Raw genomic sequence first — 19357 nt, 5'->3', positions numbered from 1 at the left:
ATTGCATCACTATCTAACATGGTGCGATTAAATCGTATTTTTAGAGGTGCCCTAATGCTAATATTTAATAGGCAGATGTTGATAGGTGCCTAACGATAATTTAAGCTAAATTTTTTGCTATTTATAATTGTAAACTAACATTTCGAATGTGCTTTAATTCAAATTTGACATTTACTTGGAATGTTAAATCGAGGAAGATTAAATGAAGGCAGTGATACTCGCGGGTGGTTTGGGAACGCGCATTTCTGAAGAAACGCATCTAAAGCCTAAGCCTATGATTGAGGTGGGTGGTAAGCCCATGCTTTGGCATATTATGAAGATGTATTCTTCGCATGGCATTAATGACTTTATAGTTTGCTGTGGCTATAAGGGTTACATTATAAAAGAATATTTTGCAAACTATTTCCTCCATATGTCAGATGTTACGTTTGATATGATCAATAATAAAATGGAAGTTCATCAGCAAAATGCTGAGCCATGGCGCGTAACTCTAGTCGATACTGGTGAAGAAACACTCACTGGTGGACGTTTAAAGAGGGTGGAAGAGTATTTGAAAGATGAAGATGCTTTCTGTTTTACCTACGGTGATGGTGTGGCAGATGTAAATATCTCAGCTCTAGTTGATTATCATCGTAACCATGGAAAGCTTGCAACTGTAACCGCTGTTCAACCACCAGGGCGTTATGGCGCACTTAATATAGATAGAGGGGTTGTTCGTGGCTTTATTGAGAAGCCTAAAGGGGATGGCGGATGGATTAACGGAGGGTTCTTCGTGTTGTCCCCTAAATGCCTAGATTATATTTCTGGGGATCATATGTCATGGGAAGTTGAGCCGCTATCTAAGATAGCACGAGACGGCCAAATGATGGCTTATGAACACGCTGGATTTTGGCAGCCAATGGATACATTGAGAGAGAAAACTCTGTTGGAAGATTTATGGCAGAGTGGTAAAGCTCCTTGGAAATCATGGTAATGAACTCAGAATTCTGGTCTGGTAAAAAAGTTTTCCTAACAGGGCATACTGGTTTTAAAGGAGGTTGGTTATCTCTTTGGTTGCAAAGTTTAGGTGCTGAAGTGCACGGTTACGCATTAAAATCCCCAACTACACCTAATCTTTTTACAGTTGCGAATGTCGGTGCTGGGATGGCTAGCAGCACAATTGCGGATATTCGCGATACCTCCTTGCTGGCAGCAGTGATGCAGCATGCACAGCCTGATATTGTTTTACATCTGGCGGCTCAGCCGCTAGTTCGTTACTCTTATGTTGATCCAGTTGAGACCTATTCTGTCAACGTGATGGGAACAGTTAATTTGTTTGAAGCCGTGCGTAAAACATCAAGTGTACGATCTGTTGTGAATGTTACTACGGATAAATGTTATGAAAATCGTGAGTGGGTTTGGCCGTACCGTGAAGATGAAGCAATGGGCGGTTATGATCCATATTCTAGTAGTAAAGGCTGTTCGGAGCTAGTGACGTCTGCTTATCGACGCTCTTTTCTAGCAGAAGCAGGTATAGCGTTAGCAAGCGCTAGAGCAGGCAATGTGATTGGTGGGGGAGATTGGGCGCAAGATCGTTTAATCCCAGATTTTTTACGATCGATAGATTCAGGTAATGCTTTAGTTCTGCGTTCACCTAATGCTATACGTCCATGGCAGCATGTTTTAGAGCCATTGTCTGGTTATTTAATGCTAGCAGAGCAACTATATACCAAGGGTGCTGAGTTTGCTGAAGGTTGGAATTTTGGACCTTCTGATGAAGATGCTCGAACTGTTGAGTGGATTGTGAAACGGTTAGTAGCTACAATTCCAAATGCCTCTTGGGAGTTAGATCAAAATCCACAATTACATGAAGCTAACCATTTGAGATTAGATAGTAGCAAAGCACATGCTCGTTTAGGTTGGCAACCGCGCTGGAAATTACATACCGCATTGAATCAAATTCTAGAATGGCATGCCAATTGGAATGCTGGTGTTGACATGCATCAATGCACATTAGGGCAGATACTGACTTATCAGCAAACTGAGACTGGACTGTCATAATGGGGCGGTTTGATTTTATTGATACGCCATTATTAGGGGCAAAAATAGTACAACGTAAAAAAATTGAGGATTCGCGAGGGTTTTTAAGTCGGTTTTTTTGCGCGGATGAATTTCATGAAATAGGCTTAAAAAGCGGTATTAGCCAGATCAATCACACATTGACCCGTCAAAAAGGTGCGGTACGCGGCTTGCATTTTCAGTATTCGCCTCATGCTGAAACCAAAATAGTGAGTTGCCTAAATGGTGAAGTGTTTGACGTTGCTGTAGATTTGCGTAAAGATTCTCCTACATTTCTGCAATGGCATGGTGTGGTGCTAAGTAAAGAAAATCAGCGTAGCTTTTTCATTCCTGAGGGTTTTGCTCATGGATTTCAAACCCTAACCGAAGATTGTGAATTGATCTATCTTCATTCAGCTCCTTACGCAAAGAATGCAGAAGGCGCGCTTAATGTACTGGATCCTAAACTAAATATTAATTGGCCTTTGCCCATTAGCGATCTTTCTGAACGAGATCGTAACCATCTTTATATTGATCAAAATTATCAGGGAATCGCTTTATGAAGTGTCGTCATTGTCAAACGGAATTAACCTTTACGCTAATTGATTTGGGCACGTCTCCGCCATCAAACTCATATGTGACCAATAAAACTATACATGGGCCAGAAAAGTATTTTCCTCTTCGAGTGTTGGTATGTGATACTTGTTGGTTGGTGCAGACTGAGGACTATGCTGGTGCTGAAGAATTGTTTGATGAGGATTATGCTTACTTCAGTTCATTTTCCACAACTTGGTTGAAGCATGCTGAAAAATATATTGTGGATATGGTAGAACGGTTTAAGTTGGATGCAAGTTCTCATATCGTCGAGGTGGCTGCGAATGATGGCTATTTGTTGCAATATGCGAAAGCGCGAGGTATTCCTTGCCTGGGCGTTGAGCCTACAAAAAGTACGGCAAGTGCAGCACGCGAAAAAGGGTTGGAAGTTGTTGAAGAGTTTTTTGGTGTAAGGTTGGCAGAGCAACTTGTTCAGCAGGGGAAGCAAGCTGATCTAACTGCTGCTAATAATGTATTAGCACATGTGCCTGACATTAATGATTTTGTAAGCGGCTTTGTTACTTTACTTAAGCCGTCAGGGGTGTCAACTTTTGAGTTTCCCCATTTATTGCGCATGGTAACGGAAAATCAATTTGATACTATTTATCATGAGCACTATTCATACCTTTCATTAACGGCAGTAAAGCAAATTTTTGAAACAAATGGATTAAGTATTTTTGACGTAGAGGAACTGCCAACTCACGGTGGTAGTTTGCGAGTTTATGCGCAACGTACTGATTTAGGAAAACGAGAAATAGGTTCAAACGTATCGGCACTTTTGCAGAGAGAAGGCGCTGCTGGAATTTCAACCTCGGCTTTTTATGATGGATTTCAAGCTAAAGCCAACAAAGTAAAAAATGATTTCGTCACCTTTTTAATCGAAGCTAAAAATGCAGGTAAAACTGTTGCAGGATATGGCGCCGCTGCTAAAGGAAATACTTTGTTGAATTATGCTGGTGTACGTTCAGATTTACTACCTTATGTCGTTGACCTAAATCCTGCAAAGCAAAATAAATTTCTACCTGGATGTCGCATTCCTATCGTTGCTGAAGACTATTTGAAACAATATAGACCGGATTATGTGGTGATTTTGCCATGGAATTTGCGTGAAGAAGTGATTGCTCAATTGTCATATATCCGTGATTGGGGCGGACAATTTGTAACTGCTGTACCTTCTTTAAAGATTTCGGCTTAATGAGCAGTTCTAGTCAACATATTGTAGTGATAGAAGCAGGGCGCATAGAATCTGCGTACTGGAAAGATCTTTGGCGTTACCGTGAGTTATTCTTTTTTTTGGCATGGCGAGATGTTTTAGTTAGATATAAGCAAACATTCATAGGCGTTTTATGGTCGGTGATAAAGCCTTTACTTACGATGATGGTTTTTGTTTTTGTTTTTGGCAAGCTTGCTAAGCTACCTTCTGATGGAGTCCCTTACCCGGTACTTGTTTTATCAGGGATGCTACCTTGGCTGTTCTTTGCAAGTGCATTTTCAGAAGCGGGTAATAGTCTAGTAGGAAATGCAAACATTATTTCCAAAGTGTATTTTCCTAGGTTAATCGTGCCATTAAGCTCTGTGATTGTAAGTTTGGTGGATTTTCTGATTTCTGGGGTTCTGCTCGTTATTTTGATGATTTGGTTTAATGTTTTGCCTGATTCGCGAGTTCTTTTTCTACCATTCTTTATTGTATTATTAATTTTAGCTGCTGTTGGTGCTGGTTTATGGGTAGCTGCACTTAATGTGAAATATCGAGATTTTGCTTATGTTGTGCCTTTTGTAATTCAATTTGGACTTTATGTTTCTCCAGTTGCTTTTAATAGCAATATAGTTCCCGAAAAATGGAGGTTACTGTACGCACTTAATCCAATGGTTGGTATTATTGATGGTTTTAGGTGGTCTATCACTGGTACAAATACACCATTGTATTGGCAGGGTGTTGTTGTTTCTGTTGTAGTTGTAATTTTACTTATTTTTTCGGGTGTTCAATATTTTAGAGCAACTGAAAGAAGCTTTGCTGATGTGATTTGATGAAACTATGACTGCTATTATCTCTATAGAAAACCTGCATAAAAAATACATACTTAAGCATAACGTCAATAAACGTTATGGTTCTTTGCGTGATGAACTAACAAACACAGCAAAACAACTCGCTAATAAATTTAAAAGTCCGATAAACTCTTCTCATCAACAGGCGCAAGAAGAAGAGTTTTGGGCGTTGAATGGAGTTAATCTTGAAATTCAACAAGGCGAGCGTTTAGGTATTATTGGACGTAACGGTGCAGGTAAATCTACGTTACTAAAAGTTATTTCTAGAATTATTGAGCCTACTAAGGGTCGGGTTACCTTAAGGGGTCGAGTATCCAGTTTGCTAGAAGTAGGGACTGGATTTCATCCAGAACTAAGTGGGCGAGAAAACGTTTATTTAAACGGTGCAATTTTAGGTATGAGTAAAGCTGAAATTTCTCAGAAATTTGATGAGATTGTTGAATTCGCTGAGGTGGAGAAATTTCTAGACACACCAGTTAAACATTATTCAAGTGGTATGTATGTTCGGTTAGCTTTTGCAGTAGCATCGAGTTTAGAACCAGAGATTTTAATTATTGATGAGGTCTTAGCCGTTGGTGATGCGCAATTCCAGAAAAAGTGTTTGGGAAAATTAGATGACGTTGGAAAGAGTGGACGTACGGTAATTTTTGTGAGTCATAGCATGCCGATGATTACTTCATTATGCGATAAGGCGGTTTTATTAGATTCAGGACGTATTGTTAAATCTGGATTAGTGTCTGATGTAGTAATGGAATATTATTCAAGTGGTCAAAGCTCTCCTGCAAGCAACGATTTTTCAACAAGTTTTGTTGGCGACACCGCTGTGAGGTTACTTAAAGGCGAGGTTAAAAATAGCAAGGCTGAAGTTGCATTAGAAGTGCAAATTCAAGAAGCAATAACAATTGAAATGACCTTTGAGGTAACTACAAATCAACAGCTTAAGCTTGTTCCTAATTTTTATTTTTATACGGCAAATGGAGAATGTGCGTTTGTAAGTGTTTCTGATTCTCAATTAAATTTTTCTAAAGATAAATATATGGCTATATGCCATATACCTAGCAATATACTAAATGAAGGCGTTTATTTTGTTGGACTAGCTTTATCATCTTTTGATTCAGGGGTGAATGTTCATTTTTTTGAAAAAAATTCACTTTCATTCAATGTAGTTGATTCGATCGAAACTAGCTCAACGAGGTCAGGATGGGCAGGTGCTATGCCTGGCGTATTAAGGCCAAAACTAAACTGGGAGACGCATAAGGTATGAGTAATGAGGAATTAAAAAATAATTCAATTGAAACTATTAGTTTTAATTTAATAGAACAAATGAATCAAGACCATCATGCTGCGTCTGAAATATATCATGCATCCAAGTTTTGGGAGAAGTTAAACCAATTAAACGTTGAGTGGCTTAAAAAAGATGGTCTTGAAAACTTTAAGCGCACTGTGAATAACAATTATTTTAATTGGATGGTAACTACGAAATCAGTTTATTTTCGAAATGTTGCGCAATTTTATTTTCACAACATAGCACGTCATCCAGATAAACTTTTGAAACTTTTTACTTCAAATGTTGGTGAGATGTTTCATCGGACATATGTATCGACGAATACAAAAGTATCATATGTTCAAAGGAAGGTTTATGCGCTTTACTTGTTGTTTCTTTATGAGTATGTGAGGGCTCAAGATAAATTTGGAATATTCGAAAAATTAGAGGAGCCAAATATTGGTAACCCGATTTTTATTGAAATAAATGGCAAGCACATTAGCCAAGATATTTCAAATTCATACATGGAATATTCCTATATTAGAAGTTCCTTAGGTAATAGTTTCTCTGATGTGAAAACTATTGCAGAGATTGGTGGAGGATATGGTAGATTAAGTTATCTATTTCACTTATTGCATCAGAACGAAGGGGTTAAAATTGTTCTGATTGATTTGCCTCCCGCTTTATATGTGGCTCATTGGTATCTGCATGAGGTCTTTCCTGAAGCCAAGATAATGGACTACCGCAATTTCACCCATTTCTCAGAAGTTGAGCAGGAGTTCAATGAGTCATCTATATGCTTTTTGTTGCCACATCAGATTGAATTACTTCCAAAAGGCACATTAGATCTATTGATTAATGTAAGTAGCTTGCAAGAAATGTCACGTGAACAAATAAATTATTACTATGAGTTAGTGAATGAGAAAGCGAAGTATTTTTATACTAAACAATGGGTATTATGGGAAAATTCGGAAGATAAAATGACTGTACCCGCTATTATTTACCCTACGAAGCCTACTTGGGAAGTAGTTGCAGCAAGATTAAACCCAGTACATACAGAGTTCTTTGAAGCTATTTTTAAGATTAAATAGCTAACATAATTATAATGTTAAGTCTTACAGGTTAAGTATTTTGAAAATTTTATTAATTGGTAAATCGGGCCAACTTGGTTCAAGCATATTATCAGAAAATACCTCTAATGTGATATTTGCCCCAGATCGGGTTGATTTAGATGTCGAAAATCTATCTTCATTTGAGGTTGCTCTAAATGACATTAAACCTGATGTTGTAATCAATACGGCAGCGTTTCATAATGTTCCTATTTGTGAAATAGAACCCCATCGAGCGTTTGACATAAATGTAATTGCAGTCAGAAACTTGGCATTAGCTTGCAAAAAAGCTAATGCTTTGTTTGTTACGTTTAGTACAGATTATGTGTTTGGTGGAGAGAAGAATACCCCATATATTGAAAGTGATTGCCCTAAGCCTTTGCAAATGTATGGTATTTCAAGGTTGGCTGGTGAGTTGGCTGTAATGTCAGCTGCACTAGAAAACTCAATTATTATAAGGACCTGTGGATTGTACGGGTTGAGTGGAGCCGCTTCAAAAGGTGGAAACTTTGTAGATAAGCGTATATTAGATGCTGAAACCAATACACTAATTGAAATGGGTTGTGATCAAGTAGTTTCTCCTACTTTTTCAAAAGACTTAGCTGTTGCAGTATTGCGCCTAATACAGCATCCTGAACTAAAAGCTGGGATATATCATCTTGTTAATGAGGGTGAGTGTACTTGGTATGAGTTTACAAAAGCGATTTATGAGCTTTCGGGGTTAAGTGTTAAAGTCACTCCAGTTGATAGAGGTGGGATGTCTGGTAGCATGAGAAGACCTCTGTATTCAGTGTTAGCAAATACTAAAGCTTTAACTCTAGGGGTTACCTTGCCACACTGGCGGGATGCATTGAGCCGGTTTTTAAAAGAAAAATATGAGGTTTCTTGAAATACATTTTTCATCTTGCATAAGTTTTATTAAAAGTTGTAAACAATTCACGCCCTAGTTAAGATTGACTGTTTGGATTCTATGAAAAAAAATTGTTCTTATTGTAATACAAAATCAAATCTCTTATTTCAGAGTAAAGATTACAACAGAAAAGTCACAAATACTGTTTTTGATCATTATAAATGCCCGAAATGTAAGTTAATTTTTATTGATCCGATTCCAGAAAATCTTGGTGATTACTACCCACAGACTTATTACTCTATTCCTGACTCAGTGGATGTACTGAAATCTGGTTTTGCTCATGAGAGATACAAAATAGAAATAATTCAGAGGTTTATTAAACAAGGTAGGCTGCTTGAAATTGGACCGTCACTCGGATGCTTCACTTACCTTGCCAAGCACTCTGGGTTTGACGCTGAAGCGATTGAAATGGATGCTAGATGTAGTAAGTTTCTGAATGAGATTGCCAATATTCCTACTGTTAATAGTGATAATGCATGTGAGGCATTAAAGACCTTACCCCCATTTGATGTAATTGCTTTATGGCATGTAATTGAGCATTTACCAAATCCATGGGAGACGCTCGAGGCTATTGTTAAGAGTTTAAACAAGGGTGGTGTTGTAGTCATTGCTGCACCTAATCCTGACGCATTTCAATTCAAAGTTTTGGGACGTTATTGGCCGCATGTAGATGCCCCAAGGCATGTGATGCTCATACCTTCCTCGTTAATAATTGAAAAGCTTGAGTCACTAGGAATGAAACTTGAATACAATACGACTAATGATGAGGGTGGTTTAGGATGGAATATTTTTGGCTGGGAATTTTTCTTCTCTAACTTAAGCTCACAACCTAGAATTAATCGCTATCTCCATTCATTTGGCCGCAAGGTAGCAAAAGTATTTGGTGTGTTTGATCGATTGGAAGGAAAAGGAAGTGCATATACAATAGTTTTAAGGAAAGTAGAGTAACATGAAATTTTCAGTATTATTGCCAACCAGAAACCGCAAAGAACTACTTGCTAGAGCAATTGAAACGGTTCGAAGGCAAGATTATGATGACTGGGAAATTATAGTTTCTGACAATTTCTCTGACGAAGATATTAGTGGCTATGTTTCATCACTATCAGACACACGAATAAAATATTTTCGTACAGAGAGTTTTGTTCCAGTTACAGAAAATTGGAATAATGCATTAAATAAAAGTGATGGTGATTACATCATAATGCTGGGCGATGATGACGGAATAATGAAGGGCTATTTTTCAACTTTATATGATTTAATTAAAAAATTTAATACGCCAGATTTTATTTATACGAATGCTTTTCTTTATGCATACCCAAGTGTAATGCCTGGTATACCAGAAGGATTCCTTAGAACTTATAGTCATAGAAGTTTATTTCATAGAGTTAAAGATCCTTATTGGCTTGAGCGAGAAAATGCAATTAAGTTGGTTAAATACTCATTAGATTTTAAAGTAATGTTCGATTTCAACATGCAATTCTCGTTAGTAAGTAGAAAGCTTATAAATGACATGAAAAAATATGGTGATTTTTATCAATCACCATATCCAGATTATTACGCCTCTAATGCAATAATGTTAAAGGCTCAACGTATTTTAGTTGTTCCACAGCCATTGGTAACAATAGGAATAAGTCCTAAATCATTTGGTTTTTATTATTTTAATGATGAAGAAGTGGGCGGCAATGCTTTTCTTAAAAATATTCCTGATCCATTAGTTGTAAATAATCTTGTTAATGTAATTTTACCTGGTTCAGAAATGAACACTTCATGGCTAATCTCTATGGAAACCTTAGTTAAAAACCTTGTTTCTGAGTTTGATTTAAAGGTTTCCTATAAGCGATATAGATTAATTCAAATATGTAGTGTGTATTCTGCTTTTATATTATCTAGTAAAAATGGTAGGGAAATATTTAATGATCTAAAAAATAAAGTTAGTTTTTATGAAAGCGTTAAATTTGGTTTATTTTTGTTTCCATTAGTTAGAGTACTGCCAGCACGCTATCGTAATTTTCTTGCACATAAGCTCATTAACTTGGTTGATTCACATCCTAATATTTTCATGCCAAAAGTTGAAGGGGAATTTAAGACTATTCTTGATGTATTCAATCAGGTAAATCCACAGCATGTTATGTTAGATACTTGTAATGAAAACATTAGCAATATTGGTTAATGTAAATGAAAGAACTTTGTGTCGTTCATTTAGTACGTGCTCAAAATGGTATTGAGCCATTTCGACGGTTCTTGGTTTCTTATCAGCTAAACCATGGTGGAATTAATCACGATTTTTTGCTGGTTTTTAAAGGATTTAGCCAGTCCTCTGATCTAAAAGCATACCGAGAAATATTAAAACCATTCCAATATCTATCGCTTGAAATACCTGATGCGGGTTTTGATTTAACGGCCTATTTTAAGGCAGCAGAAGTTTTTGGTAATCAGTATCGTTTTTTCTGTTTTTTAAATTCATTTAGTGAAGTTCTAGATGCTAATTGGTTGAAAAAGCTTTATCAACATTCATTAAATTCAGAAGTGGGATTAGTGGGTGCTTCAGGTAGTTGGCAAAGTCACAATATTAATTTTAAAAGTAAAATAAAAGTAATTTTTGATTACGATGGACCATTTGCCAGTAAAGCATTTTGGAAAAAATGCATTGTTTTGTTAGTTGAGAGTGTAAAGCATACTTTAATTAGGATCGATTTTCCTCCATTTCCTAATCCACATATCCGCACAAATGCATTTTTAATATCTTCATCTCTAATAAACACTATAAAGATGAATCCAATTTTGAGTAAGTATGATGCATATAAAGTTGAGAGTGGGTATGAAGGATTGTCTCAGCAAATTATGAGAATGGGAAAAAAAATACTGATAATAGGTAAAGATGGTAAAGCTTATAAAAAAGAGGGTTGGAACAAAAGTCAGACTTTTTGGCAAAGTAACCAAGATAATTTATTGGTTGCAGACAATCAAACAAGAGACTATCAATATGGATCCTTAGGAAGGAGAAGATATCTTTCAATGTCGGCTTGGCAGGCTTCGGTTGATATTGTTACTAATTTAGATATTATTGAGCAGCCTATGGTAAGTGTATGTATACCTGTTCGAAACGGAGGGGAGTTCTTTCATGCTGCTTTAGATTCAGTATTAAAGCAAACATATACCAATTATGAGTTAATTGTTATAGATAATGCTTCTACAGATGATACTGCTATTTGGGTTGAGCGGTTAGCAGCAGAAAATATTAAAATAAAATTTTATAAAAATGAATTTAATATTGGATTAATTCAAAATTTCAATCTGTGTTTGAGTAAAGTAAATGGCGATTATGTTAAGTTCTTATGTGCTGATGATTTTTTAATGCCTAATGCATTGGAGCAAATGGTCAGTGTTTTAGAGTTAAATAAGGTAGCAACTTTAGTGACAGTAGGACGCCTTCTTGTGAATCAATATGATGAAGTTTTGGGGATTAAAAGTTATTCTGATAATGAAGTGGTAGTAAAAGGTACGGATGCAATAAATAGGTGTTTATTTGGGGGGAACTATATTGGTGAACCCTCAGCAACTATGTTTAGACGAGACGGACTTGAAAATCGCTTGAACTTACAGTTTCCGCATCTAGTTGATTTAGAGTTGTGGTTTCGTCTTTTAGAAAAAGGTGATTTAGTCTCAATTCCGCAACCACTTTGTGCCATTCGTCGTCATGAATTACAAATGACTCAGCGAAACATTCAATCAGGTGTTCTGGTTGAAGATAATGTGAGGTTGTTTGATATGTATAAAAATAAACCATATATCAAGCATACATATTTAGTAAAGATTGAACGTAAAATGCGGATGGCATATCGTGTATGGATTTGTAAGAGTTTTATCGAAACTAAAAGAAAAAATGAGATATTAAGATTGCAATCTAGTTTAATTTTTTACTACCTATTTATTCCAGTTATAAGCTTAGTAATTTACTCTTCACGTAAAATAAAGAATTTCTTCTTTTCTAGATTTTTAGCAGTAAAAGCATAGTGAGTTTCCCTTTGATTTCTCATTCAATCCAATCTTCAATTAACGATGAGTATAATTCTAAGGTCGCTGTTGTATTGGTGACGTTTTATCCTGATTTAAATCGACTACAAGAGAGTTTGTTTGAACTATCTTTACAAGTTAAACATGTTATTTTAGTCGATAATAATTCTCTAAATATCAATGAATATATTATATTGAATTTAAAGAAAAATATTGAACTTGATTTAGAGTTCTTACAACTGACTGAAAATACTGGGATTGCGGGTGGTCTGAACAAGGGTATTAATAGAGCGCGTGATCAAGGTTTTTCTTATGTGCTATTGATGGATCAGGATAGTATTCCGTTACCTAATATGGTAAAAACTCTTCAAGAAAATATGATTGAATTGGAAAGTAGTGGTTTCCATGTGGCAGCAACAGGACCAAGATTTTGTGATTCTAATGGTAAAAACCTTTCATATTTTTCTCGGCATTCTTATTGGAGAACGCAGCGCTTAGAATGCAACGAAGGCACAAAAAGTGTCTTGGTCGATATTCTCATCTCTTCGGGCACATTACTATCAATTGGTGCTATTGATCAAATAGGATTGATGGATGAAACGTTATTTATTGATCATGTTGACACCGAATGGTGTTTACGAGCCAAATTTGCTGGGTGGTCAATTTTCGGTGTTTGTGATGCTTATATGTATCATACATTGGGCGATAGAAGACAAAAGTTTTGGTTTTTACGTTGGAGATACATTTCATATCACTTGCCTTTCCGCTATTACTATATTTTTAGAAATGGTGTGATTTTAATGAGGCGCCCTTATATTTCTTTGGCTTGGAAATTATATTGTTTCAACCAACTTTGTATGCTTTTTGGATACTTTGTATTATTTGCACCCAATCGATGGTTGAATTTACGCATGATGTGGCATGGATTAGTCGATGTTTGGCATGGGAATAGTGGCAAATTAAAAGTTGATTTAAGTAATTCTGATTAATTGTAAAGGTTGTATATTTAAATGATAGTAAAGTTAAAACGACTTTTGATTAAGGTTGTATTGTTACTAAAAGCATCAAATACATTTCGTCAGCAATATGGTTCCCTCAATTTTTTTTCAAGAGTTGTTAGTTTGGCAGAGGCAACAATGAGAAGTAGAAGTTGTGAAGATTTCAAGCGTGTTACTTCTAGCTTAATTGCTAGAAATACGGACGCTACTAGTTATGCTGATTGGTTAATAGTTCATGAGAATCTTGACAATGAGATATTGAATTTTCAACGTATTGAATCAAAACTCTTTGAATATAAAACAAAATTTTCAATTGTAGTTCCAACATACAATACTCCTAAAAACTTATTAATAGAGTTTATCGAGTCGGTTCTATCACAATCATATCAAGAGTGGGAGTTATGTATTGCCGATGATCACTCAAGCCAATCTTATGTGAAAGATTTGTTGAATCAGTATTCGCAAAAAGATCCACGGATTAAAGTGAAATTTCGTGATATTAACGGGCATATTGCAGAGGCCACAAATACCGCATTAACTTTGGTTACGGGTGATTTTGTATGTTTTATGGATCATGATGACTTGATTGCTCCAAATGCACTCTATGAATTTGCGAGTAAGTTAAATGAAAATCCATTATTAGATTTTATTTATTCTGATGAAGATAAAATCTCTTATGATGGCAAACTACGGTATGAGCCACACTTTAAGCCAGACTGGTCACCAGAGTATTTAGAGTGCTGTATGTATACCGCACACTTTGCATGCTATCGAACAGAGCTAGTTGTGAAAACTGGTGGGTTCAGAAAAGAGTGCAACGGAGCGCAAGATTATGATTTTGTACTGCGTTTTTCAGAATATGCCAAAAATGTCGCACATGTTCCCAAAATTCTTTACCACTGGCGAGCGATTCCTGGATCAACTGCAGCCTCCATGGATAATAAGGATTATGTAATTGATGCTGCATTATTGGTTCTTAGAGAGCACGTTGAGAGAACAGGTAATCTGGATTTTGTGGAAGCTAGTAAATTCAAAGGTTGTTTTCACGTTCGCCGCCAAGTAATTAATACACCAAAGGTAAGTATTGTCATACCTTCAGCGGGAAAAAATACACATCTTCGAGGCGAAGACATTGATTTACTAGTGAATTGTATTACATCGATTATGCAATTGAGCACATATAAAAATATTGAGATTATTGTTGTTGATAATAACGATTTGCGACCTGATACCCTTCAATCTTTATCACACTTCCCAATAAAATTCGTTCACTATAAAGAATCAATATTCAACATTGCTGAAAAGATGAACTTAGGTGCAACTCACTCTACTGGAGATTTCCTTTTATTTCTTAATGACGATATAGAGGTTGTTAGTCCAGATTGGTTAGAGGCAATGCTAAGTGTTGCTCAGCAGCCCAATGTAGGTGTGGTAGGGGCAAAGCTTCACTTTGAGGATGGTACTCTTCAACATGCCGGGGTTACTTTTTGCAATGGGTTGCCTGACCATATTCGTAGAGGTTATCCAGGAGATGAGCATGGCTACTACTTCAGTTCAGAGGGACAAAGGAATTATCTGGCAGTGACTGGTGCATGTATGTTGATAGGAAAAGATTTATTTAATCAAATTGATGGGTTTGATGAGCGATTTGCAATTAATTACAATGACATAGATTTATGTTTAAAAGCATGGAAATTGGGTTTAAGAATTGTATATACAGGACAAGCTCAACTTTTTCATTTTGAAAGTCGCAATCGAAAACGAGAAGTGGCAAAGCACGAAGAAGATTTATTTTTATCCATTTGGCGTGATGCAACTATTGTTGATCCTTACTATAGCCATTACTTTCGTGCAAACCCACCCAATTTCATCTTGGCATAGTCAGTTAAGCTCAAGTCTTGGCTAAAATATGCTAATAAATCAGCGCAGACCAACCGTTGCAGTTCTCATGGCAACGTATAATGGTTCGCCTTGGATTAATGACCAAATTGACAGCATACTAAATCAAACTTCTGTCGATATTACTGTGTATGTGTCTGATGATATGTCTGAAGATGCTACTTATACATATTTACTTGATCGAGCAGAAGTTTCTTCGCAACTTATAATCCTGCCTCAAAAGGAGCGATATGGTAGTGCTGGAAAGAATTTTTATCGATTGATTAAAGATGTGAATACTACGGATTTTGATTACATTGCATTTGCTGATCAAGATGATATTTGGGACCAACATAAGCTTATAAGGCACATTAAGCTTATGCAAGATAATAACGTATGTGCTGTGTCATCAAATGTAATCGCTTTTTGGCCTGACGGTAAAACAAAATTAATCGATAAATCACAACCACAGCGTGAATTAGATTTTTTGTTCGAGTCTGCAGGGCCTGGCTGTACATTTTTAATGACATCTTGGCTGGTGAGTGAAGTAAAGAAGCTGCTTATTGATTCATCTAGTGTTGCAAGTCAGGTGGCTTTGCATGATTGGCTTGTTTATGCCGTTTGCCGAGCATCCGGCAAAAAATGGTTGATTGATTCAAAGCCATCTTTACACTACCGTCAGCATGATAAAAATGTGGTTGGTGCGAATAGTGGTTTAAAAGCTATGCTGTCTCGATTAAGAAAAGTATCTAATGGCTGGTATAGGCGTGAAGTGTTAAAAGTTTTAGCAGTTTCTTACCAACTATCTAATAATCCTAAATTACTAAATATTTCAAGTTTACTTGAAAAGTCAGATGTAGTTTCACGTATAAAGTTATTGCGATTTATTCCACAAGCCAGACGTAAAATGACTGATTGTTTATTTTTGGCACTAATGATTATTTTTGGTTTATTTTAGGGCGCAAGTTGACCTTTAGTATTAAGCGTATCATGGTGACTGGTGCCAATGGTTTTGTTGGTCAAGCCATTTGTGCTGAGGCTTTAGCTCGTGGCTTTAATGTAACTGGTGCGACAAGGACTTCATTTTCTTTTATCCCTCACCTTAAAAATTACGTGGTGAGCGATATTAACAGTTCGACTGATTGGGCGTTGGCTTTAGAAGGTTGCGATGTCGTGGTTCACCTTGCTGCTCGAGTACATGTGATGCGAGAGCATTCTGGTAACCCTCTAGCGGAGTTTCGCCGTTTGAATGTAGAGGGAACTGAGCATTTGGCGCGTAGTGCAGCTAAAGCGGGCGTTAAGCGTTTGGTGTATGTGAGTTCTATTAAGGTGAATGGCGAAGAAACTTCTGGTAATCATATTTATTGTGAGCAAGATGTACCTGCACCGCAAGATCCTTATGGGATTTCTAAGTGGGAGGCTGAACAGGTGTTACATCAAATAGCCCAAGAGACAGGGCTTGAAGTTGGAGTTGTGCGTCCACCTTTAGTCTATGGTGCTGGCGTAAAAGGTAATTTTGCTCAAATGCTGTCAGTGCTCGCGCGTGGTTTACCACTTCCATTTGCAACAATTACAAATCGACGTAGTTTAATTTACGTTGAAAACTTAGTAGACGTATTGATCTTATGTGCAACGCATCCAGCAGCTGCGGGGCAGACGTATTTAGTGAGCGATGGTGAAGATGTATCTACGCCAGATTTGTTAAATAAGTTGTCGCTGGCTATGGGTAAAAGTCCACGATTGTTTCCTTTCCCTATTGCTTTGTTAAAGCTGGCTGGGCGTTTAGTGGGTAAGTCAGATCAAATTTCCCGCGTCGTTGGTTCACTGCGAGTGGATAGCAGTAAAATCCGCCGTGAGTTAGGCTGGGTGCCGCCATTTTCTGTGGATGACGGTTTGAAGGCCACTGTAAAGAAAAAACTCTATGATTAAACGGCTTTTTGATTTATGTTTGGCCTGCATTGCGTTTTTAATGTTGGTCTTGCCTATTTTGATAGTAATGCTATTTGTGCGCTTAACTTCGAAGGGGCCAATTTTGTATTGGTCAGACCGCGTAGGTCGTGATAATAAAATATTTAAAATGCCTAAGTTTCGCTCGATGCGCTTGGATACCCCAGCCCTTGCAACACATTTACTTAATAATCCTGAGCAGTTTTTAACGCCTATAGGATCATTTTTGCGTAAGTCTAGCTTAGATGAATTGCCACAGCTTTGGAGTATTATTAAGGGCGATATGAGCTTTGTTGGGCCTCGCCCTGCGTTGTTTAATCAGGATGACTTAGTGGCATTAAGAACGGAGTATGGTGTTGATAAGTTGTTACCTGGGTTAACTGGTTGGGCGCAGATTAACGGTCGGGATGAATTGCCGATTCCATTGAAAGTAAAGCTTGATGTAGAGTACTTGCACAAGCAGTCTTTTTTACTGGATTTGAAAATTATCTTTTTAACATTTTTAAAAGTACTGCGTAGAGATGGTATTCAACACTAGTATCGAGCTCTAAATATGCTTTGTAGGTATATATTATATTTTAGTGATGTTATGTTGATACAATATGAAAGACCAAAAATATAATGTTAACTTACTCAAATAGCTTTACTAAATGACCAAATCACTGATTAACCCACTTACTTTTTTGGCGCTATTGCATGATATTGCAGTAGCGGCTTTTGTTTGGTTTGCTGCCTACTTGTTACGCTTTAACTTCGCCATCCCCCCTTTACATCTTCAGTACATGTTGCAATCAATCGTCTGGGTTGTGCCGTTGCAAGGTTCTGTTTTTGTCGTTTATGGTTTGTATCGGGGTATGTGGCGCTTTGCAAGCGTGTCAGATTTAAAGCGCATTTTGTATGCTGTTGGTTCAGCTGCCATTTTAGTTGCTGCCTTGCTATTCATGTTGAGTGGTTCAATAGTTATTCCCCGTTCTGTATTGATTTTAGATCCGCTTTTACTAACCTTGATGATGGGCGGAAGTCGTTTTGCCTATCGTGCATGGAAAGAGCACTCGCTTTATGGACTAGCACAAACATTAGGTAAGCCAACGCTAATTCTAGGTGCAGGTGATGCCGCAGTGGCTTTGCTAAAGGACTTATCACGTAGCACTCAATGGCGTGTCGTTGGCCTGCTTGACGATGATAAAACTATGTTGGGACGCGTGATATTTGGCGTTAGGGTATTAGGCTCAATTGCGACTTTAAATGACATGCAACGACGCTTAGGTGTTGAGCATGTGATTGTTGCGATGCCATCTGAACATCATCAAAAACGCCGTGCTGCGATAGATTTAGCCAACAATCTAGGTTTAGAAGTACTAACTGTGCCAGCAATTGACGATTTGATGAGCGGTAAAGTGAGTGTTTCTCAAATTCGCAAAGTGGATGTGGAAGATTTGCTGGGTCGCGACGCAGTATTGCTCGATAACTCAGGCTTGCAGCATTTGATTGCGGAGCATGCCGTATTGGTAAGCGGAGCAGGGGGATCAATTGGGTCTGAGCTTTGTCGCCAAATACTGAAGTTTAACCCTAGTGTATTGATTTGTTTTGATATTTCAGAGTTTTCTCTTTACCAGTTGGAGCAAGAACTTAATGCGTTAAAGCTTACGACTAAATTACTTTTTATGACGGGCGATGTTAAAAATAAGCAACGCGTTAAAAGTTTGCTTGGACAGTTTCAACCAGCAGTAGTGTTTCATGCGGCAGCCTATAAGCATGTGCCAATGATGGAAAATGGTAATGTTTGGGAGGCGCTTTCGAATAATGTCATTGGTACGCACACCATCGCCAATGCCTGCAAAGAAGCTGGAGTTGAGAAGTTCGTTCTTATTTCTACTGATAAAGCGGTTAATCCAACTAACGTAATGGGAGCAAGCAAACGTCTTGCTGAAATGGTCTGCCAAGGTTTGCAAGAGAAGCTTGCCCGCGAAGCGATGAGTACTCGTTTTGTCATTGTACGCTTTGGTAACGTGCTAGGTAGTAGTGGTAGCGTTATACCTAAATTTAGAGAGCAAATCGCCAAAGGCGGGCCAGTCACAATTACTCATCCAGAAATTACGCGATACTTCATGTCGATACCAGAAGCTGCGCAGTTGGTTTTACAAGCAGGTTTAATGGGTAAGGGCGGCGAGATTTTGGTGCTTGATATGGGTGAGCCCGTTAAAATAGCAGCATTAGCCGCTGACATGATTCGGCTTTCAGGTCTTCAAGCGGATGAAATTAAAATTGAATATGTGGGGCTACGGCCTGGCGAAAAGCTTTACGAAGAGCTGCTTGCCGATGATGAGCATACAATGCCAACTCCGCATGAAAAGCTGCGCATAGCTCAAGCCCGTGAGGTTGATATTACCTGGGTAAAGAAGCTATTGAAATGGATAGAAGGCACTGAAAGTGCGAATGAAGCGATGATTAAAAATGAATTGAAACTTTGGGTGGAGGAGTACAGCCCGCAGCATCAAGCGGGCGCAGAAAAACATTTTATTTTAGATGTAGAACAAGTGACTCTGCATTAGTTTTCTAA

At 37.6% G+C, this 19357-nt stretch carries 17 protein-coding genes; all 17 read left to right on the top strand.

Annotated features, from left to right (window positions below; translation table 11 throughout):
- Positions 1-202: 202 nt before the first annotated feature.
- Complete coding sequence (gene rfbF / locus PSU78_RS11015; RefSeq protein WP_300387927.1) at positions 203-973, top strand: glucose-1-phosphate cytidylyltransferase; 771 nt, start codon at positions 203-205, stop codon at positions 971-973.
- Positions 973-2040 (top strand): CDP-glucose 4,6-dehydratase, encoded by a 1068-nt coding sequence (gene rfbG, locus PSU78_RS11010; RefSeq protein ID WP_300387925.1) that lies wholly within the window; start codon positions 973-975, stop codon positions 2038-2040. Before rfbF ends, rfbG begins: the two co-directional genes overlap by 1 nt.
- Positions 2040-2600 carry a dTDP-4-dehydrorhamnose 3,5-epimerase gene (gene rfbC, locus PSU78_RS11005; protein WP_300387923.1) on the top strand — a complete coding sequence of 187 codons (561 nt, stop codon included), beginning with the start codon at positions 2040-2042 and terminating at the stop codon, positions 2598-2600. The genes rfbG and rfbC overlap by 1 nt, the downstream gene beginning before the upstream one ends.
- Positions 2597-3826, top strand: a complete 1230-nt coding sequence (locus PSU78_RS11000) for a class I SAM-dependent methyltransferase (protein ID WP_300387921.1) — start codon at positions 2597-2599, stop codon at positions 3824-3826. Before rfbC ends, PSU78_RS11000 begins: the two co-directional genes overlap by 4 nt.
- Positions 3826-4659: an ABC transporter permease gene (locus tag PSU78_RS10995; RefSeq protein WP_300387920.1), complete on the top strand. Its 834-nt coding sequence runs from the start codon at positions 3826-3828 to the stop codon at positions 4657-4659. Before PSU78_RS11000 ends, PSU78_RS10995 begins: the two co-directional genes overlap by 1 nt.
- A gap of 7 nt (positions 4660-4666) precedes the next feature.
- Positions 4667-5941, top strand: coding sequence for an ABC transporter ATP-binding protein (locus tag PSU78_RS10990; protein ID WP_300387918.1), 1275 nt, complete (start codon positions 4667-4669; stop codon positions 5939-5941).
- Entirely contained in the window at positions 5938-7032 is a 1095-nt protein-coding gene (locus PSU78_RS10985) for a putative sugar O-methyltransferase (RefSeq protein ID WP_300387916.1), read from the top strand. The genes PSU78_RS10990 and PSU78_RS10985 overlap by 4 nt, the downstream gene beginning before the upstream one ends.
- A 40-nt stretch (positions 7033-7072) precedes the next feature.
- On the top strand, positions 7073-7939 hold the full coding sequence (gene rfbD / locus PSU78_RS10980) for a dTDP-4-dehydrorhamnose reductase (protein WP_300387914.1): 867 nt from the start codon (positions 7073-7075) through the stop codon (positions 7937-7939).
- Positions 7940-8020: 81 nt separating this feature from the next.
- Positions 8021-8908 carry a class I SAM-dependent methyltransferase gene (locus PSU78_RS10975; protein ID WP_300387912.1) on the top strand — a complete coding sequence of 296 codons (888 nt, stop codon included), beginning with the start codon at positions 8021-8023 and terminating at the stop codon, positions 8906-8908.
- 1 nt (position 8909) lies between these two features.
- Complete coding sequence (locus tag PSU78_RS10970) at positions 8910-10130, top strand: glycosyltransferase (RefSeq protein WP_300387910.1); 1221 nt, start codon at positions 8910-8912, stop codon at positions 10128-10130.
- A 5-nt stretch (positions 10131-10135) separates the two neighbouring features.
- Positions 10136-11974, top strand: coding sequence for a glycosyltransferase family 2 protein (locus PSU78_RS10965; protein ID WP_300387908.1), 1839 nt, complete (start codon positions 10136-10138; stop codon positions 11972-11974).
- Positions 11974-12963, top strand: a complete 990-nt coding sequence (locus tag PSU78_RS10960; protein WP_300387906.1) for a glycosyltransferase family 2 protein — start codon at positions 11974-11976, stop codon at positions 12961-12963. The genes PSU78_RS10965 and PSU78_RS10960 overlap by 1 nt, the downstream gene beginning before the upstream one ends.
- 21 nt (positions 12964-12984) lie before the next feature.
- A complete protein-coding gene (locus PSU78_RS10955; protein ID WP_300387905.1) occupies positions 12985-14853 on the top strand; it encodes a glycosyltransferase in 1869 nt (622 codons plus the stop codon).
- A 28-nt stretch (positions 14854-14881) separates the two neighbouring features.
- The gene (locus tag PSU78_RS10950) at positions 14882-15808 is read left to right on the top strand and encodes a glycosyltransferase (RefSeq protein ID WP_300387903.1); all 927 of its coding nucleotides are present in this window, start codon (positions 14882-14884) and stop codon (positions 15806-15808) included.
- A gap of 8 nt (positions 15809-15816) precedes the next feature.
- Positions 15817-16779 carry an SDR family oxidoreductase gene (locus PSU78_RS10945; RefSeq protein ID WP_300387901.1) on the top strand — a complete coding sequence of 321 codons (963 nt, stop codon included), beginning with the start codon at positions 15817-15819 and terminating at the stop codon, positions 16777-16779.
- Complete coding sequence (locus PSU78_RS10940) at positions 16772-17335, top strand: sugar transferase (RefSeq protein WP_300387899.1); 564 nt, start codon at positions 16772-16774, stop codon at positions 17333-17335. Before PSU78_RS10945 ends, PSU78_RS10940 begins: the two co-directional genes overlap by 8 nt.
- Before the next feature lie 112 nt (positions 17336-17447).
- Positions 17448-19349, top strand: a complete 1902-nt coding sequence (locus tag PSU78_RS10935) for a nucleoside-diphosphate sugar epimerase/dehydratase (RefSeq protein WP_300387897.1) — start codon at positions 17448-17450, stop codon at positions 19347-19349.
- The last annotated feature ends 8 nt before the right edge of the window (positions 19350-19357 follow it).

Source organism: Methylotenera sp. (assembly GCF_029945705.1).
Classification (GTDB): domain Bacteria; phylum Pseudomonadota; class Gammaproteobacteria; order Burkholderiales; family Methylophilaceae; genus Methylotenera.
This window is presented reverse-complemented; position numbering and strand designations above follow the sequence as displayed.

What these genes read in the sequence shown, in the direction of transcription:
- rfbF (WP_300387927.1), top strand. Translation starts at nt 203, where the DNA reads ATGAAGGCAGTGATACTCGCGGGTGGTTTGGGAACGCGCATTTCTGAA.
- rfbG (WP_300387925.1), top strand. Translation starts at nt 973, where the DNA reads ATGAACTCAGAATTCTGGTCTGGTAAAAAAGTTTTCCTAACAGGGCAT.
- rfbC (WP_300387923.1), top strand. Translation starts at nt 2,040, where the DNA reads ATGGGGCGGTTTGATTTTATTGATACGCCATTATTAGGGGCAAAAATA.
- PSU78_RS11000 (WP_300387921.1), top strand. Translation starts at nt 2,597, where the DNA reads ATGAAGTGTCGTCATTGTCAAACGGAATTAACCTTTACGCTAATTGAT.
- PSU78_RS10995 (WP_300387920.1), top strand. Translation starts at nt 3,826, where the DNA reads ATGAGCAGTTCTAGTCAACATATTGTAGTGATAGAAGCAGGGCGCATA.
- PSU78_RS10990 (WP_300387918.1), top strand. Translation starts at nt 4,667, where the DNA reads ATGACTGCTATTATCTCTATAGAAAACCTGCATAAAAAATACATACTT.
- PSU78_RS10985 (WP_300387916.1), top strand. Translation starts at nt 5,938, where the DNA reads ATGAGTAATGAGGAATTAAAAAATAATTCAATTGAAACTATTAGTTTT.
- PSU78_RS10975 (WP_300387912.1), top strand. Translation starts at nt 8,021, where the DNA reads ATGAAAAAAAATTGTTCTTATTGTAATACAAAATCAAATCTCTTATTT.
- PSU78_RS10970 (WP_300387910.1), top strand. Translation starts at nt 8,910, where the DNA reads ATGAAATTTTCAGTATTATTGCCAACCAGAAACCGCAAAGAACTACTT.
- PSU78_RS10965 (WP_300387908.1), top strand. Translation starts at nt 10,136, where the DNA reads ATGAAAGAACTTTGTGTCGTTCATTTAGTACGTGCTCAAAATGGTATT.
- PSU78_RS10955 (WP_300387905.1), top strand. Translation starts at nt 12,985, where the DNA reads ATGATAGTAAAGTTAAAACGACTTTTGATTAAGGTTGTATTGTTACTA.
- PSU78_RS10950 (WP_300387903.1), top strand. Translation starts at nt 14,882, where the DNA reads ATGCTAATAAATCAGCGCAGACCAACCGTTGCAGTTCTCATGGCAACG.
- PSU78_RS10940 (WP_300387899.1), top strand. Translation starts at nt 16,772, where the DNA reads ATGATTAAACGGCTTTTTGATTTATGTTTGGCCTGCATTGCGTTTTTA.
- PSU78_RS10935 (WP_300387897.1), top strand. Translation starts at nt 17,448, where the DNA reads ATGACCAAATCACTGATTAACCCACTTACTTTTTTGGCGCTATTGCAT.